Here is a 15,492-nt window from a genome sequence, read left to right as displayed (position 1 = left end):
GCCGCTCACCCGATCCAGCTCCGGCTCCCCGGCCAGGCGGCCGCGCCCGACGGACCGCTCGACCCGTTCATGATGTACGTCCTGCACCACGGATTCCGGCGAGACCTCGCCGACTTCGCCGCCACCGTTCCGGCCACCCCCGTCGACGACGCGGGGACCTGGCGTGCGCTCTCCCGTCGATGGGCGATGTTCGCCCATGCGCTGCACCACCACCACAGCGGCGAGGACCTGGAACTGTGGCCGCTGCTGCTCGAGCGGTGCGACAACGCCGAGGCGGAGGTCCTGCAGGCGATGGAGGACGAGCACGACGAGATCGATCCGCTGCTCGAAGAGTGTGCGGCCGGCTTCGCGCGGATGGCCGAACGCGCCGACGAACAGACCCGGGCCACCCTCGCGGACGCGCTGCACCGCGCCCAGGAGGTCCTCGGCAGACACCTGGCCCATGAAGAGACCGACGCGATCGCCATCGTGCAGCGCCGCCTCACGCCGCAGGACTGGGACGCCTTCGAGGAGAAGATGAGCAAGCGCTCCGGTCTGGCCGAGACCCTGCGGACGTGCCCGCTCATGGCGAAAGGGCTGACCGGTCCCGACCGCGAGGCGGTCTACGCCCGCATCCCCGCCATCCTGCGGCTGATGATCAGACTCGGCGGACCGAGATTCCGGCGCCTCGACGACCGCGCGTTCTACTACAACCCGCGCTGAACACCGACGGCCGGCGAACTCACCGCGCCAGCGACCGACCGATCACCAACCGCTGGATCTGGTTGGTGCCCTCGAAGATCTGGGTGATCTTCGCTTCGCGCATGTAGCGCTCGACCGGGAAGTCGCGGGTGTAGCCGTAACCGCCGAACACCTGGACCGCATCGGTGGTGACCTTCATCGCGGCGTCGGTGGCCACCAGTTTGGCGGTCGCCGCCGCCCGCGTGTAGTCGATGCCGGCATCGCGGCGTCGAGCGGCGTCGAGGTAGGTCGCGCGGGCCGAGTCGACCGCGGCGGCCATGTCGGCGAGCACGAACGACAGCCCCTGGTGGTCGATGATCTTGCGGCCGAACGCGGCTCGTTCCTGCGCGTAGTCGACGGCGGCGTCGAGCGCCGCCTGCGCCAGGCCGGTGGCCACCGCAGCGATGCCCAGGCGTCCGGAATCGAGCGCGGAGAAGGCGATCTGCAGCCCCTGCCCCTCCGCCCCCAGCCGGCGTCCCTCCTCGACGAACGCGTCGTCGTAGGTGGCGCCGGTCGTCGGGACCGCGTGCAGGCCCATCTTGTCCTCCGGCTTGCCGAAGCTGAGCCCCTCGGTGTCCCGGGCGACGAAGAAGCAGGACACCCCCTTGGAACCCTCACCGGTGCGGGCGAAGACGTTGTACACATCGGCGATGCCGCCGTGCGTGATCCACGCCTTCGAGCCCGTCATCGAGTAACCGCCGTCGGTCGGTGCGGCGCGGCACGCGAGCGCCGCGGCGTCGGAGCCGGCCTGGGGTTCGCTCAGGCTGTAGGCACCGATCAGCTTGCCGTTCAACAGGTCCGGCAGCCACTGCTGCTTCTGTTCATCGGTGCCGAAGTTGAACAGCGGATGGCAGGCCAGCCCGTGCACGCTGACCGCCACGGCGACCGCAGCCCAGCGCGCGCCGAGCTCCTCGAGCACCTGCAGGTAGACCTCGTACGGCTGGCCCCCGCCGTCCCACTCCGTCGGGTACGGCAGCCCGAGCAATCCCGCCTCACCCAGTTCGGCGAACAACCCGTCCGGGTACCGACGGTCCTTCTCGTGCTGGTCGACGATCGGCGCCATGCGCTTGTCGGCGATGTCGCGGACCAGCGCGATCAGATCGCGCGCCTCGTCGTTGGGGAGCAGGCGATCGACCGGCATTCCAGACCTCCAGGGTTACGAAACTAGTACTCAGGTCTTCTGCACAGTACTATTTCAGGCAGCGTACGTACAGCCGGAAGGGAGCACGCATGGCCACCCAGGGTTTCGCCACCCGCCGACGTGCCGCGCTGTTCGACGCCCTTCTCGAGTTGATCCTGCGCGAGGGGTTCGCGCACCTGTCGATCGGTTCCATCGCGGCCGAACTCCGTTGCTCGAAGTCGACGTTGTACACCCTCGCCGCCAGCAAGGAACAACTGGTCACCGCCACCGTGACGCACTTCTTCCGCAGCGCGACCGAACAAGTCGAGTCACGTGTCGCGGCGTCATCGAGTCCGCGCGAACGGGTCATCGTCTATCTGGTGGCGGTGGGTGAGGCGCTGGCACCGGCCTCGGAGGCGTTCATGCGCGATCTCGACGCGTTCGAACCGGCACGCGCGCTGTACGAGCGCAACACCGCGGCGGCATCGTCCCGGGTTCAAGCGCTCATCGCCGACGGGGTGTCGGCCGGCGAGTTCCGCAACGTCGACGCCGCGTTCGCCGCCGACCTCGCCTCATCGATGATGAGCCGGATCCAGCGTCGCGAGGTGTGGGCCGCGACCGGACTCGACGACGCGGCCGCCTACCGCCAGCTCGCGTCGATCCTCACCGCGGGGATCGACGCCGGCCCGGACGCTCGAGGTGGGTGACACCCGCGTCGTCGACCCACCAGTCGACCCGCACTTCCCGTGCGACATCGGGGCCGTCTCCGCCGTCGTTGCTGCGCAACGCGATCCACAGTTCGTCGTGTAGCCGGACATCGCCGTGCGGGATCTCGATCCCCCGCGACGCCCCGAAGCGCACCACCGCCGGGTGCGCCCAGCCGACTGCCTCCCCCGGCGCGGACACCGTCGCCGAATACTCCTCGCTCGCGAGCGGCAGGTCGAGCAGCGTGCCCAGCAGGTCGGCGTCGGCCGAGACCACGGTGGGTCCGGCGAGTACCGCCTCGTCGTCGGCCAGCGTCTGCAGGAACCACGGCCGGTCGACGACCACCGCGCGGTCGGCGGTTGTGCCGGCGAGGGTGCGCACCCGCTCGGGCACCTCGACGTCGTGCGCATCGACGATGCCGCTCCGGCACGCCGCGACGACGGCGGCATGCACGGACACCGTTGCGCCCGCACTGATCACACGCTCCCGATCGCCCAGCCGGGTCAGCAGCAGCGTCGCGTCGTCGGCGGAGTCGGGTTCCAGCCGGGCGAGTGTGCCGGCGAGCTCGTCGGCATACGGGTGGTCGAGGGGATCGATGATGTTCTCGAGAACGTCATCCGATGGCGACCGGTACTCCCCCAGCAGCAGACCGTCGATCTCCGCATGGCGTCGTAACCACCACGCGGTGTAGCCCGTCCGGTCGGCTAGCAGCGGCCGGATGCGTTCGTCGGTGGCCATCATGGTCAACGCCTCCGGCCAGCGCCCGTCCTCGATCAAGTCGAGATCCCGCACCGCACTGAGCTTCTCGGGCGCATCCGGGAGGGTGGCCCACCAGTCCTCCTCGTCGGGCAGGTCATGCTCGGGCGCGACGGGCAGGTCGTCGTCGACGGTCACGAAACCCCAGCCGACGCCGATCCGCCGCAGTTCCTCGACGCCGCACTCGGCGACCACCTCGGCGTCGACCACACCGAACGGGTGATCGTCGACCAAGACCTCGAGCAGCGGGCTGCCCGGCAGCAGGAGTTCGTCGGCCGGCCGCAACTCGCCGTCGGCGTCGGGGAGCGCGAGCGCCGAGAGCCACGACGGCACCGGTGCTTCCGGATCGGCCCGCAACACCGCACACACCTCGACGGCGAGCCGGTCATCGTCGGGGCCGGCCGAATCGAAGTCGACATCGTCGACGAGGCTGCGCAGCGCCGGGTCCGAGACTGCCTGCGCGACCGTCAGATCCGCGACGCCGAGTCGGGTCAGCAGTTCGTGGCGCGCCTCGGGATGCACGGTGGGGATCCACCGCATGGGGGTCGAGATCCGGTCACTGACAAAGAGTCCGCGCACCCCGATCGCCGTCCGTCCGTCCGATCTCGGGATCGGCAGGGCGCCGAGTTCCTCCACCTCGCGGCCGGTCGACACCAGGGGCGACAGGGCGTCGTACAGGTCGTGCCACCACGACGGTTCACGGTCGACGCCGACGAGACGTTCGGCGAGCTCCGCGAGCCCGAGCTCCGACACACCCAGCCGGCCCAGCGTCGGGAGATGTTGTGTCAGCGACAGATCCGGGTGGATCAGGTCACCGAACAGGTCGCCGAGGATCTCCGCGAGCCGATCGGTCAGACCCACGAGCATCACCCCGCGCGGTGGCACCAGGTCGGCACCGGCCGCCGCCGGAAGCCACGCGACATCCCGCAGTTCGCGACGAACCGCCTCGATCAGGCGCGCGTCGTCGGGATTACGCGCGAGATGCAGTTCGGGTACCAGCTCGACCCTGCGCACCGGTTCGACGAGCCGCACGAGATCGACGTAACCCGCTGCTGCATCGCCGATCTCGGCACGTGGATGGAGGTGCCGTCGATCCGGCGTGAGTGCCAGGTCGGTGATGCACCGGCATGGCAGGCTGAGTTCGATGTCGGTGGGCGTCGGGGCGCGCAGGACCTCGCCAGCCGCCGCGGGCTCACCGTCGGCGTCGACGAGCCAGCGGGTGCCGCCCCGGGCGACCTCGAGCCATCGGCGCGTCGACGGCAGGTCGGTCGCGTCCGGCGCACCGACGACGGACACCGTCGTCACGACCGCGCGCGCGTCATCGTCGTCGACGTCCGGCCCCGCCGACCGTTCGGCCGACACCTCGACATCGCCGACGCTGATCCGTTGCAGCGCAGTCAGTTCGACGACCAGATCCGGCGCCTGGCCGAGCATGGCGGCGAGAAGCGGGCCGGGTTCCTCGCGAAGGTGCAGGACCACCTCGGTGTCGAAGCCATCGGTCGGCGTCTGATCCGTCGGCCACACCAGCCGCAGCACCGGCACGTCCGCGGGCCCGTCGACGGAGATCCCGGCAGCTCGCGCGGCGTCCATCGAGTCCGCCCGGTCGAAGACCACCGACCCACTGCGCGAACGGATCTCGATGCGATTGGCGACCGTCGCGGTGGCGGTGAAGCCGACCCCGAACCGCCCGATCTGCCGGGCGCCCGAGTCGTCCGCGGTCTTCGCCGACACCCGCAACGCGGCGAGTGAACGCACCCCCGCATCGGTCAGCGGGGAGCCGGTGTTGGCGACATGCAACTCGGTGCCGTCCACCCAGACCGCCAGCCGCCCCGCGACACCGGCCGCCGCGGCCGCGTCGGCGGCGTTCGCGGCCAGTTCGGTCAGCAGTCGATCCCGGTAGCCGACGGTCACCAGATCCGCTTCGGCGGCCGCGTCCTCGGCCAGCCGGGTCGGCGACGCCGCCCACGCATCCAGGGTCGACGACCGCAATGTCGCGGTGCCGAACGGATCGTCGGTCACGGTCGGTTCGCGCCGGATCAGGTCCGGGCCGGTTCCGCGTCCCGGGAGATCTCGACGACCTCGATCGCGCCGTCGTCGTAGGCGTCGTACGCGGGCGATCCGTTCCCCTTGGGGCCCTGCACGTCCGAGTGCGCACCGCATCCGTATTCGGCCGACACCACGCGCCCGTCGGCGGCCAGTTCGTTGGTGCAGGCGCCGAAGCCGGCGCGCAGCGCACCCGCGAGCGGGACGTAGAAACCACAGGTACAGCACGAGTACGGCGCGGCCTGCGCCATCTCCGAGCCGGGACCGAAGTCGCCGTCGTACCAGCGCTGCGCAGCCTCGGCGCGTCCCTCCGGGCTCAGGAGTCTCTTGCGGCCGAGCCCCAGCTCGCCCGCGACCTGACCGATGTCGTCGGGTTCCACGGACTCGGACTCGAATCGGAACTCGTCGCCGGTGTCGATCTGGTTCGGCACGAGACGCGGGTCGTCGGGTTCGGCGGCGAGCAGATCGCCCGGTGCGAGATCGCCCGACGCGACCCGCTCCGACCACGGCACCCACGGCGGCGCGAGCAGCGAGCCGTCACCGGGAAGCAGCACGACCTCGCTGAGCGTGATCTCGTCGCTGCCCGGGGAACCCGCCAGCACGACGCACCACTGCCACCCCCGGTAGCCCGTGAGCTCGGCATCGAAGTAGTGCGCGGCGGCCCAGTCGCCCTCGGCGACACTGCGCCGGTGCGCTCCGGGCCGCTGACCTTCATCGAGCAGCGCGGAACGCGCGATGTCGACGGCTGCCAGCAGCCGTTCGGTCTCACCGTGCCGTTCGCCGTCACCAACCTGAGTCACCGCTCCAGTGTGCAATACCGCCGACGTGTGCCACACAACCGACCCGCTTCAAGCGACCACAGTCGGAGATGAGGAACAATCGTCTGCGTGATCCCACGGAGTTCCCGACACGACGAGGGGCGCGGGGCCCCCAGGGGTCCCGCCGACCAGCACCCTCGGCAACCGCCACCAGACGGTCGCGCACGACGCGCCGCGCAGCACCCCGGTTCGACGAACTATCCGGCCGACGAGACGCGGCAGATGCGGACCCGGCGACCGGCGCCGGGATGGGGAGAGCCGCCGTCCGGGCCGGGTCCCGGCCGCAACGCCTACCTCCCCCCGCCGACCCACAATCCGCATCTCCCGCCGCTCGACGACCGCGCCCGTCCGCCGGCCGACGAGGCGACCCGGGCGATGCCGACCGACCACGGGCCCCAGAACGGTGGAAGCCGTACACCCAAGAAGCTGACGGTGACGCGGGTCGCGGCGATGCGGAGTCGCGAGCTGACCGGCAGGGGGATCGGCAAGATCCACCGGGCGGCCACCGCCGACGGCGCCGACCAGTCGGGCCTGACCGCGCTGACGCTGCCGGTGATCGCCAACTTCGCCGCCGACGCCGCGATGGCCGTCGCGCTGGCGAACACGCTGTTCTTCGCCGCCGCGACCGGTGAGTCGAAGACCAATGTGGCCTTGTACCTGGCACTGACGATCGCGCCGTTCGCCCTGATCGCTCCGCTCATCGGCCCGCTCCTCGACCGACTGCAGCGCGGCCGCCGCATCGCCATGGCCACGACCTTCGGCCTGCGCGTCGTCCTGGCCCTGCTCATCATGGCCAACGTCCAGTGGAACGACGCGACCCAGCAGCTGGAATACGACCCATGGGTGCTCTATCCGTGTGCCCTCGGTCTGCTGGTGCTGTCCAAGTCGTTCGGCGTCCTCAAGTCGGCCGTCACGCCGCGTGTGGTGCCGCCGACCATCGACCTCCCCCGGGTCAATTCACGGCTGACCACCTTCGGCCTCATCGGCGGCACGATCGTGGGCGGCGCGGTCGCCGCGGCCATCGAGTTCCTCCTCGGCCAGCTGCTCCCACTGCATCTGCCCGGCGCGATGGTGTGGCTGGCCGTCGTCGCCGCCGCCGGCGCCTACCTGTGCATGCGCATCCCGGCGTGGGTCGAGTCCACCGAGGGCGAGATCCCGACGACCCTCACCTACCACGGCGAGCCCGCGCGATCGGCCCCCGGCGACTCCGAGCAGCCGACGAGCGCTCGCGACGGCGCGAAGATGATCGCGGCGAAGATGCGCCAGCCACTCGGACGCAAGGTCGTCGCCGGGTTGTGGGGCAACGGCACGATCCGCATCCTGACCGGCTTCCTGACGCTGTTCGTGGCGTTCTACGCCAAGGCCCAGCAGGGCGACGCCTCGGACTGGACCCAGCTGCTCCTCCTCGGCGCGGTCGGCGCCGCCGCCGGCGTCGGCAACATGATCGGCAACGGCGTCGGCACCCGCCTCGAGCTGAAGAACCCGCCGAACATCGTCGTCGGCGCGACCGCCGCCTGCTTCGTCGTCGCGGTCCTGGCCGCCATCTTCGGCAACATCGCCGCGGCCGCCGTGGCAGCCCTGGTCGCCTCCGGCACCAGCGCGATCGGGAAGGTGTGCCTCGACTCGTCCATCCAGGACGACCTGCCCGACGAGTCCCGCGCCTCGGCGTTCGGCCGGTCGGAGACGGTGCTGCAGCTGTCGTGGGTCTTCGGCGCCTCGCTCGGGGTGCTGCTGCCGCCGACCCTGTGGATCGGGTTCACGGTCGTCTCGGTACTGCTCGGCCTCGGGCTGCTGCAGACGGTGATGACCACCCGCGGCAAGTCACTGGTCCCCGGTCTGGGCGGTCGACGCCCCGACCACGCCGCGCCCACCGTCGCCTTCCGCGCGGCAGAAGCCCGATCGGCCACCCGGACCGGTCCGGCGGACGCCGACACCCGACCGCACGCCGCGCGGCCCTCGACCGCCCGCATGCCCACCCGGACCCCGTCGACCGCCCCGTTCGAGACCCGGGGTGAGCGCCCGTACAGCCCCGGCGATCACCCGCCGCCCAACCAGACAGGACAACGTCGTCAGTGATCAGCAGTGGTGAGAAGAAGGCTCTGTCGATCATCGCGATCGTCGTCGTGCTGTTCGTCGCGGTGGTGGGGACGTCGGTGTTCCTGCTGACCCGCAACGCGGCGCACGACGATCAGCCCTACCTGCACGTCGCGGTCGGCGATGAGTTGCACACCGTCGATCCGCGCTGGTGGTGCGACCTGATGCTGACCGTGTGCGATCCCGAGATCACCGCGCCGAACGAGACCGCGACCGTGCCGGTGCCGGTGGGTTCGACGATCTTGCTGACGGTCTCGAGCGAGATCGCGCAGGGTCCGTGGAACCTCGCGGCGGTTTATCAGACTCCGCGCGGGATCGTCGAGGACGAGCGGCAGCAGGGCGCGGACGACACCTTCACCCTGACGCTCCGGTCGGAACCGGACCGGGTGCTGGTCGGGTTCACCGTGATCTCGGCGTCGGCGCGGCTCACCCCCGCCGACGACGTCCTGCCGCGCGGCGAGCTCGCGGTTCAGACCGCGCCCGCCGCGTAGTCGGTCCTAGGAGTCGAGCTCCCGCGCGACGGCACGCACGACTTCGGAGATCCGCTGTGCGGTCTTGCGGTCGGGGTAACGCCCCTTGCGCAGGTCCGGCTGGACCTTGCCCTCGAGCAGGGTGATGAGGTCGGCGACCATCCCGTGCAGTTCGTCGGGGGTGTGGCGCTTGGCGTCCTTGCGGGCGGCCTCGCGCACGTTCTTGGAGACGCTGGGTGCGGGTTCGAGCACTTTCACGCTCAACGCCTGCGGGCCGCGACGACCGGCGGCCATGCCGAACTCGACGCGCTGGCCCGGCTTGAGCGCCTCGACTCCGTCGGGCAACGCTGCCGAACGGACGTAGACGTCTTCACCGCTCTCCTGGGAGAGGAAGCCGAAGCCCTTGTCCGCGTCGTACCACTTCACCTTGCCGGTCGGCACTGTGCTCACCCTCATCTGTTCTAGATCTGTCGAAAAACGACCCGTCACGACAAAAGACGCCGTCACCCATCTCGCGGCCCGGACGGCGGAAGACCGTGCGAGCCCAGACGGATGCAAGGCGCCTGCTTCGGACCATCCTAGCCAACGCCCCACCGCGCGGTCACACCATTACCCGGCGGGCACGGATCGCGCGGCGTCGCACCGGCGCGCGTTGCACTACCGTGGCGGGTATGCAGAAGACATCCTCCCCGCGGTTGCTGCAGGCTGCCGGGGTCGTGTTCATGATCGGAATTCTGGCGATCGTGGCGTTGTTCCTGACACCGTTGGTGACCGGCGGCGACACCGCGCCGACCGCCGTCTATCTGCTGACCATGTGCGCACCGCTGGGCTTCGTCCTGGGCCTGGTGTACGCACTCCGTGCCGGACGCCGAGCCAGGTGAGGACCGTGACCACAACCATTGACACCACCCCCGATCTCTCGCCCGTCTCCGACGGGCGGGCGCTGCGCGACGCGTACAGCTGTTTCCCGTCGGGCGTCGTGGCGGTGTGTTGCGAACAGCGTGACGGGGATTCGACCACATTGATCGGAATGGCCGCGAGCTCGTTCACCACCGTCTCGCTCGACCCGCCACTCGTCTCGGTCTGCGTCCAGAACACCTCGACGACCTGGCCGCGGATTCGTACGGCTCCGGCCATCGGGGTCAGCGTGTTCGCCGGCGACCAGATCGAACTCTGCAAGCAGCTCGCCGGGTCGTCGGAGCACCGGTTCGACGGCATCACGCCGCTGAGCACCGATCGCGGGGCGGTCTTCGTGCCCGACGCGGCCGCCCACCTGTCGTGCACGATCCACAACGAGATCCAGGCCGGCGACCACACCGTCGTGTTGTTGGAGATCGAGACCTTGCGCGCCGATCCCGACATCGAGCCCCTGGTCTTCCACGCCAGCACCTTCCGCGCCCTGGAGGCGCGCACGGACCCGACCCGGAAGTGAGTCGCCCAGCACCATGAGCACGGTCGGCCTCGGACTGCCGCTGCCCCGCTCCCCGCGGGAAGCAGCGACCTCCGATGTGCCCACCGACGGGCCGTTGCTCGACACCTTCGGTCGGGTCGCCAAGGATCTCCGGGTCTCGGTCACCGACCGCTGCAATCTGCGGTGCTCGTATTGCATGCCGGCCGAGGGCCTCGACTGGATGCCCACCGACCAGGTGCTCTCCACCGACGAACTGATCCGGGTACTCACCGTCGCCGTGCGCGACCTGGGAATCGAGCGCATCCGGTTCACCGGCGGCGAACCACTGTTGCGCCGCGACCTCGAAGACGTCATCGCCGCCGTCGCGGGCCTCCCGCAGTCACCCGAGATCGCGATGACTACGAACGGACTCGGACTGCCCCGGCGGGTCGGCGGTCTGGTCGACGCCGGCCTCGACCGCATCAACGTCTCGCTGGACACCATCGACCCGGTCCGCTTCGCCGACATCACGCGCCGGGACCGTCTGACGGATGTGCTCGACGGCCTGGCGGCGGCACGCCGCGCCGGGCTCGACCCGGTCAAGGTCAACGCCGTGGTGCCCGACCGCAGCGACCTACCCGGAGTCCCCGACCTGCTCGCCTACTGCCTCGAGCACGGTTACGAGCTACGGATCATCGAGCAGATGCCACTCGACGCCGACCACGCGTGGCAGCGAGCGCAGATGGTGACCGCACAGGAGATCCTCGCGACCCTGCGGAAACGGTTCGCCCTGCTGCCCGACCCCGCCCCTCGAGGAAGCGCTCCCGCCGCCACATGGCTCGTCGACGGCCACCGCGGCGCCCACGGCCCAGCACGGGTCGGGGTGATCGCGTCGGTCACCCGGCCGTTCTGCGGGGACTGCGACCGCACCCGGCTCACCGCGGACGGATCACTGCGCAACTGCCTGTTCGCGACGTCGGAAACCGACATCCGGCACGCGCTGCGCACCCTCCCCGACGACGAGATCGACGCCGCCCTCGCGCGCCTGTGGCGCGCGAACATGTGGGCCAAGGCGGCCGGCCACGAAGTGAACGCGGCGGGCTTCACCCAACCGGATCGGCCGATGTCGGCGATCGGCGGCTAGGCTCGCGTCCGATGCAGCTCACAGTTCGTTTCTTCGCGGCCGCGCGCGCCGCGGCCGGTGCCGAGGAGAAGGTGATCGACGTCGACCCGTCGACCCCGCTCGGCGCCCTCGAGGGCATCCTCGCCGCCGGAAACCCCTCCCTCGCCACGGTTCTCGAACGCTGCTCGTATCTGCGCGACGAGATCGCGTTCTCCGATCGGACGCGTGCGCTCGGCACGTGCACGACACTCGACGTCCTCCCCCCGTTTGCCGGTGGCTGACGACACACCCGGCTTGTGACCTTAGTCACATCACGGCGCGGTAACAGGATGGGCACGGGACGGCCACTAACCCGTTGAACTGGGATGACGGCCGAAGTGGGTCGGAAGACCCGGATCCGGGCCGAAAATCGCTTGCGTCCAAGCAGGTGATTCAGTCCAACGAACGACGTACTGTTCGAAGCGTCCTCCTCGGAGGTCACGACACAGCAACCAAGACATAACGTCCCACCGGCCGCGCCGAGCCTCGTTCCGCCGGTGGGAACGACAAGCAATCTAGGAACGAGGACGGGGGACCCAACCTCATCCCCTGAGACCGGGCACCACACCAGGTGTCCTCGGGGTTAAGTCCCGGAAGTCGCGGCGACCACCACGACGACCCGGGACCGAGCACCTCTCGCTCGAACCCGACAGCTGACTTCGTAGGCGCGTGGAGAGAGGAAACACATACATGTCCGGACGTCATCGCAAGCAGACGACCAGCACGGCCGCCAAGACCATCACCAAGGTCGCCCTCACCGGCGCGGTCCTCGGCGGCGGAGCAGCCCTCCTGGGCACCGGTACCGCCAATGCGGCCACCGACGCCGAGTGGAACCAGGTCGCGCAGTGCGAATCCGGTGGCAACTGGGCCATCTCGACCGGGAACGGCTACCACGGCGGCCTGCAGTTCTCCCCGAGCACCTGGACCGGCCACGGCGGCGGCGAGTTCGCCCCGACCGCCGATCAGGCCTCGCGCGAGGAGCAGATCGTCGTCGCCGAGCGTGTGCTCGGTTCGCAGGGCAAGGGCGCCTGGCCCACCTGTGGCACCGGCCTGTCGGGCTCGACCCCGCGCAGCGCGCCGACCGACACCCCGCGTGAGATCGCCCCGGTGCTCCCCGGCGGCAACGGCAGCGTCGATCTGGCGAAGACCACCGAGGACGTCGCCAACCAGGTCACCGACGCCCTCACCGAGGCCGGCGTCAGCCCCGAGATCAAGAACCTCTGGCAGGCGGCCAAGGACAGCGGCGTCACGCTGAACCAGGATCAGATCAAGCTGTTCAACGACAACAAGCACCTGCTGCCCAACCCCTGATCGCCGCTCGACGCCTGATCTGGGACCCAGACGAAGGGCCCCGCACGATGAACCATCCGTGCGGGGCCCTTTTCCATTGGTTTCGACAAGCTCAACCAGCGGGGGGTCAGCTCAACCAGTGGGGCGGAGTCAGGCCGAGTTGACCCACTCGTCGGTGCCGTCGTCGAAGAACTGGTGTTTCCAGACCGGTAGCCGGGCCTTGACCTCGTCGACGAGGCGCGAGCAGGTCTCGAACGCCGCTCGACGATGGTCGGCCGCCACCGCGACCACGAACGCGATGTCGCCGATCACGAGGTCGCCGACCCGGTGGGACACCGCGACCGCGCGCACCCCGTCGACCGCGGAGACCTCCGCGACGACCTCGGCCAGGACCTTCGTCGCCGTGGGATGCCCCGAGTAATGCAGCGCGGTCACGGTGCGGCCGCCGTCGTGGTCGCGGACCGCGCCCACGAACCCGACCACCGCACCGGCTTTGCCGTCGGCGGCGTCGATGACCATCGCCTCGTGGTCGGCCAGCGTGATCGGCTCGTCGACGACGGCGGTGTGCACCATGTGCGAGCCGGCCTCACGGGTCATCGGTGGTCGCCTCCGCGGATCTGATCGAGCGCGTGGTGGACGACCCCGGCGAGGACGCCGAGCCCGTCGCGGACCCCGCCGGTCGAACCGGGCAGGTTCACGACGAGGGTCGTCCCGGCGATTCCGGCGAGTCCGCGTGAGAGGACCGCGGTGGGCACCGTCGGCAGCCCGGCCCAGCGGATGGCGTCGGCCAGACCCGGGATCTCGACGTCGAGGAGCGGGCGGGTCTGTTCCGGAGTCCGGTCCGTGGGCGTCAAACCCGTTCCGCCCGTGGTGATGACGAGGTCGACCTCGGCGTAGATCGCGGCGCGGAGGGCCTCGCCGACCGGCGGGCCGTCGGCGACGACGTCGCACTCGTCGACGGTGAAGCCCTGCTCGACCAGCCAGGCCTCGATGATCGGTCCGGACCGGTCTTCGTAGACACCGCTGCTGGCGCGGTTCGACGCGACGACGACGCGCGCCACGCGGGAAGGATTCCGGTCAGTCATGAGCCGGGTCAGACGGTTCGCGGTACCAGTCGCCGGATTTGCCGCCGGTCTTGGCGAGGAGGCGGATGCCGTCCATCTGCGCCCGTCGGTCGACGGCCTTGACCATGTCGTGAAGCGTCAGCCCGGCGACTGCGACCGCGGTCAACGCCTCCATCTCCACACCCGTCTGGCCGGAGGTGGCCACGGTCGCGGTGACCTCGATGGTGTCGGCGCCGATCGCGAAGTCGACCTCCACCGACGACAACGCCAGCTGATGGCACAGCGGGATCAACTCGTCGGTGCGTTTGGCCGCCATGATCCCGGCGATGCGCGCCGTGGCCAGCACATCTCCTTTGGGCAGCCGCGACTCGCTGAGGTGACCGATCACCTCGGCGGTGGTGCGGAACGTGCCGGCGGCGACGGCGCGACGCTTCGTCGTCGGCTTGGCGCCGACGTCGACCATGCGGGCCGTTCCGGACTCGTCCAGATGACTCAGCCGGGAGCCGCCGGCCGGCCCGGTGTCCCGGGCGTCCGACCCACCTTCGTCAGTCCCGGTGGGCGGCATCGACGTCAGCGGTTGACGATGGTCTTCGACTGCACGAACGGCAGGTCGTCGACCGGAAGCGGGAACTCCGTGTCGCCGAACGGCGACAACGCACCCGAGATGTGGGTCGCGAGTTCGGAGACCGCGTGCTCGGCGGCGTCGCCGTTCTCGTCCTGCGGCCAGCCGTTGTCGACGTAGTGCTTCTTGCCCTTGGCAGATTCGACGACCTTGCCGGTGCCGGCCCCCGCTTCGCCGGAGGAGGGTGTTTCAGCGCCAGATTTGTTTGCCACGTCGTGCATTGTGCCATGCCGTTCGAATGAACAAGACCCGTGTCCGGGGCGGAAGTCCCGTGCCGGGGCTATGGTCGTCGCAACACAGGTCACGCCCCAGGAGGCGCCCATGGTCGCCCAACCGGTCCAGGTCGCCGGCTACCGGGTGATCACGCGGCTGGGGAGCGGCGGAATGGGCACCGTCTACCTGGTCGAGAATCCGCAACTTCGTCGGCGCGAGGCCCTCAAGGTGATCTCGATCGCCGAGACCGTCGACGAGGAGTTCGCGCGCCGGTTCAGTCGCGAGGCACAGACCGCGGCCGCCCTCGACCATCCGTCGATCGTCACGATCTACCACTACGGCGTCGCCGAAGGCGACCCCTGGTTCACGATGGCCTACCTCGACGGCCGTGACCTCCGACGCGCCTCGCTCCGCCCGGACGAGGTGGTGGCCGTCGTCTCCCGGGTCGCCGATGCCCTCGACTACGCACACGAGCACGGCGTGATCCACCGCGACATCAAACCGGGCAACATCATGGTCACGCGCCGCGCGATGGACGACGCCCTCGACCGCGTCGTCGTGCTCGACTTCGGGATCGCGAAGCTCACCACCGCGACCACTCTGACGGCGCCGTCGTCGTTCGTGGGCACCCTCGTCTACGCCGCGCCGGAGATCCTCGACGGCAAACCCGCGGGCCCCGCATCGGATCAGTACGCGCTGGCCTGCACCGCCTACGAATTGCTCTCCGGCGCAACCCCGTTCGACGCCGACACGCAGACCCGTCACATCGTCGCCAAGCTCACGACACGCCCGGCGCCGATCAGCACCCACCGCCCCGAGCTCGCCGCCCTCGATCCCGTCTTCGACCGTGCGCTCGCGCGCGGCCCCCTCGACCGCTACCCCACCTGCGGTGCGTTCGCCGCGGATCTGCGCGCCGCGCTGGGGCGAACCCACTCCGACAACCGGCCACCCGCGCCCGTGGCTGCGACCCAGGTCATCACCCCGCCGCCGCCGGCCAAACCGACCCAACCGTGGGTCTCCCCATC

18 protein-coding genes and 1 riboswitch are annotated in these 15,492 nt (G+C 70.1%); of the genes, 10 read left to right on the top strand and 8 right to left on the bottom strand.

Features of this window, described 5'->3' with window-relative positions; all coding sequences use genetic code 11:
- Positions 1-702: hemerythrin domain-containing protein (locus JW364_RS23005; protein WP_205334538.1), on the top strand; the 702-nt coding region annotated here is incomplete at its 5' end.
- Between the two features lie 19 nt (positions 703-721).
- Here JW364_RS23005 and JW364_RS23000 read toward each other — a convergent pair.
- The gene (locus tag JW364_RS23000) at positions 722-1,861 is read right to left on the bottom strand and encodes an acyl-CoA dehydrogenase family protein (RefSeq protein WP_058251620.1); all 1,140 of its coding nucleotides are present in this window, start codon (positions 1,859-1,861) and stop codon (positions 722-724) included.
- A gap of 89 nt (positions 1,862-1,950) precedes the next feature.
- On the opposite strand from JW364_RS23000, the gene JW364_RS22995 reads away from it, so the two are divergent.
- Positions 1,951-2,547 carry a TetR/AcrR family transcriptional regulator gene (locus JW364_RS22995; RefSeq protein ID WP_068971694.1) on the top strand — a complete coding sequence of 199 codons (597 nt, stop codon included), beginning with the start codon at positions 1,951-1,953 and terminating at the stop codon, positions 2,545-2,547.
- Here the strand turns inward: JW364_RS22995 and JW364_RS22990 are convergent.
- Both JW364_RS22990 and JW364_RS22985 read right to left on the bottom strand, forming a co-directional pair.
- Entirely contained in the window at positions 2,504-5,320 is a 2,817-nt protein-coding gene (locus JW364_RS22990) for a sacsin N-terminal ATP-binding-like domain-containing protein (RefSeq protein ID WP_205334247.1), read from the bottom strand. The two genes, JW364_RS22995 and JW364_RS22990, sit on opposite strands and share 44 nt — an antisense overlap.
- A gap of 17 nt (positions 5,321-5,337) precedes the next feature.
- A complete protein-coding gene (locus JW364_RS22985; protein ID WP_078113542.1) occupies positions 5,338-6,144 on the bottom strand; it encodes a DUF3027 domain-containing protein in 807 nt (268 codons plus the stop codon).
- 87 nt (positions 6,145-6,231) lie between these two features.
- On the opposite strand from JW364_RS22985, the gene JW364_RS22980 reads away from it, so the two are divergent.
- Both JW364_RS22980 and JW364_RS22975 read left to right on the top strand, forming a co-directional pair.
- Positions 6,232-8,238 carry an MFS transporter gene (locus JW364_RS22980; RefSeq protein ID WP_205334246.1) on the top strand — a complete coding sequence of 669 codons (2,007 nt, stop codon included), beginning with the start codon at positions 6,232-6,234 and terminating at the stop codon, positions 8,236-8,238.
- Entirely contained in the window at positions 8,235-8,747 is a 513-nt protein-coding gene (locus JW364_RS22975) for a DUF2771 family protein (protein WP_205334245.1), read from the top strand. Before JW364_RS22980 ends, JW364_RS22975 begins: the two co-directional genes overlap by 4 nt.
- A gap of 6 nt (positions 8,748-8,753) precedes the next feature.
- Here JW364_RS22975 and JW364_RS22970 read toward each other — a convergent pair whose 3' ends face one another.
- Positions 8,754-9,167 (bottom strand): cold-shock protein, encoded by a 414-nt coding sequence (locus JW364_RS22970; protein ID WP_205334249.1) that lies wholly within the window; start codon positions 9,165-9,167, stop codon positions 8,754-8,756.
- A gap of 230 nt (positions 9,168-9,397) precedes the next feature.
- Here JW364_RS22970 and JW364_RS22965 point away from each other — a divergent pair, with 230 nt between their 5' ends.
- From JW364_RS22965 to JW364_RS22945, 5 genes are all read left to right on the top strand, one after another.
- The gene (locus tag JW364_RS22965; RefSeq protein WP_058251626.1) at positions 9,398-9,607 is read left to right on the top strand and encodes a hypothetical protein; all 210 of its coding nucleotides are present in this window, start codon (positions 9,398-9,400) and stop codon (positions 9,605-9,607) included.
- 5 nt (positions 9,608-9,612) lie between these two features.
- Entirely contained in the window at positions 9,613-10,158 is a 546-nt protein-coding gene (locus JW364_RS22960; RefSeq protein WP_058251687.1) for a flavin reductase family protein, read from the top strand.
- 13 nt (positions 10,159-10,171) lie between these two features.
- Positions 10,172-11,260: a GTP 3',8-cyclase MoaA gene (moaA, locus tag JW364_RS22955; protein WP_205334244.1), complete on the top strand. Its 1,089-nt coding sequence runs from the start codon at positions 10,172-10,174 to the stop codon at positions 11,258-11,260.
- Positions 11,261-11,271: 11 nt separating this feature from the next.
- On the top strand, positions 11,272-11,520 hold the full coding sequence (locus tag JW364_RS22950; RefSeq protein ID WP_058251628.1) for a hypothetical protein: 249 nt from the start codon (positions 11,272-11,274) through the stop codon (positions 11,518-11,520).
- A gap of 225 nt (positions 11,521-11,745) precedes the next feature.
- A riboswitch (cyclic di-AMP (ydaO/yuaA leader) is annotated at positions 11,746-11,962 on the top strand.
- 6 nt (positions 11,963-11,968) lie between these two features.
- Positions 11,969-12,589 (top strand): transglycosylase family protein, encoded by a 621-nt coding sequence (locus JW364_RS22945; RefSeq protein WP_165630416.1) that lies wholly within the window; start codon positions 11,969-11,971, stop codon positions 12,587-12,589.
- 129 nt (positions 12,590-12,718) lie between these two features.
- On the opposite strand, the gene JW364_RS22940 is transcribed toward JW364_RS22945, so the two are convergent.
- The 4 genes from JW364_RS22940 to JW364_RS22925 are packed head-to-tail and all read right to left on the bottom strand — an operon-like array spanning position 12,719 to position 14,475.
- Positions 12,719-13,165, bottom strand: coding sequence for a molybdenum cofactor biosynthesis protein MoaE (locus JW364_RS22940; protein WP_165630417.1), 447 nt, complete (start codon positions 13,163-13,165; stop codon positions 12,719-12,721).
- Complete coding sequence (locus tag JW364_RS22935; RefSeq protein ID WP_165630418.1) at positions 13,162-13,653, bottom strand: molybdenum cofactor biosynthesis protein B; 492 nt, start codon at positions 13,651-13,653, stop codon at positions 13,162-13,164. Before JW364_RS22935 ends, JW364_RS22940 begins: the two co-directional genes overlap by 4 nt.
- The gene (gene moaC, locus JW364_RS22930; protein ID WP_165630419.1) at positions 13,646-14,197 is read right to left on the bottom strand and encodes a cyclic pyranopterin monophosphate synthase MoaC; all 552 of its coding nucleotides are present in this window, start codon (positions 14,195-14,197) and stop codon (positions 13,646-13,648) included. Before moaC ends, JW364_RS22935 begins: the two co-directional genes overlap by 8 nt.
- Before the next feature lie 5 nt (positions 14,198-14,202).
- Positions 14,203-14,475 (bottom strand): hypothetical protein, encoded by a 273-nt coding sequence (locus JW364_RS22925; protein WP_058251633.1) that lies wholly within the window; start codon positions 14,473-14,475, stop codon positions 14,203-14,205.
- A 100-nt stretch (positions 14,476-14,575) separates the two neighbouring features.
- Between JW364_RS22925 and JW364_RS22920 the strand changes: the two genes are divergently transcribed.
- A partial coding sequence (locus JW364_RS22920) for a serine/threonine-protein kinase (RefSeq protein WP_205334537.1) occupies positions 14,576-15,492 on the top strand: 917 nt, incomplete at its 3' end.

The sequence above is a fragment of the Gordonia sp. BP-119 genome (genome assembly GCF_016924115.1).
Taxonomy (GTDB): Bacteria; Actinomycetota; Actinomycetes; order Mycobacteriales; family Mycobacteriaceae; genus Gordonia; species Gordonia hongkongensis.
Note: the sequence above shows the minus strand (reverse complement) of the source record. Positions and strands in the feature narration are given on the sequence as shown.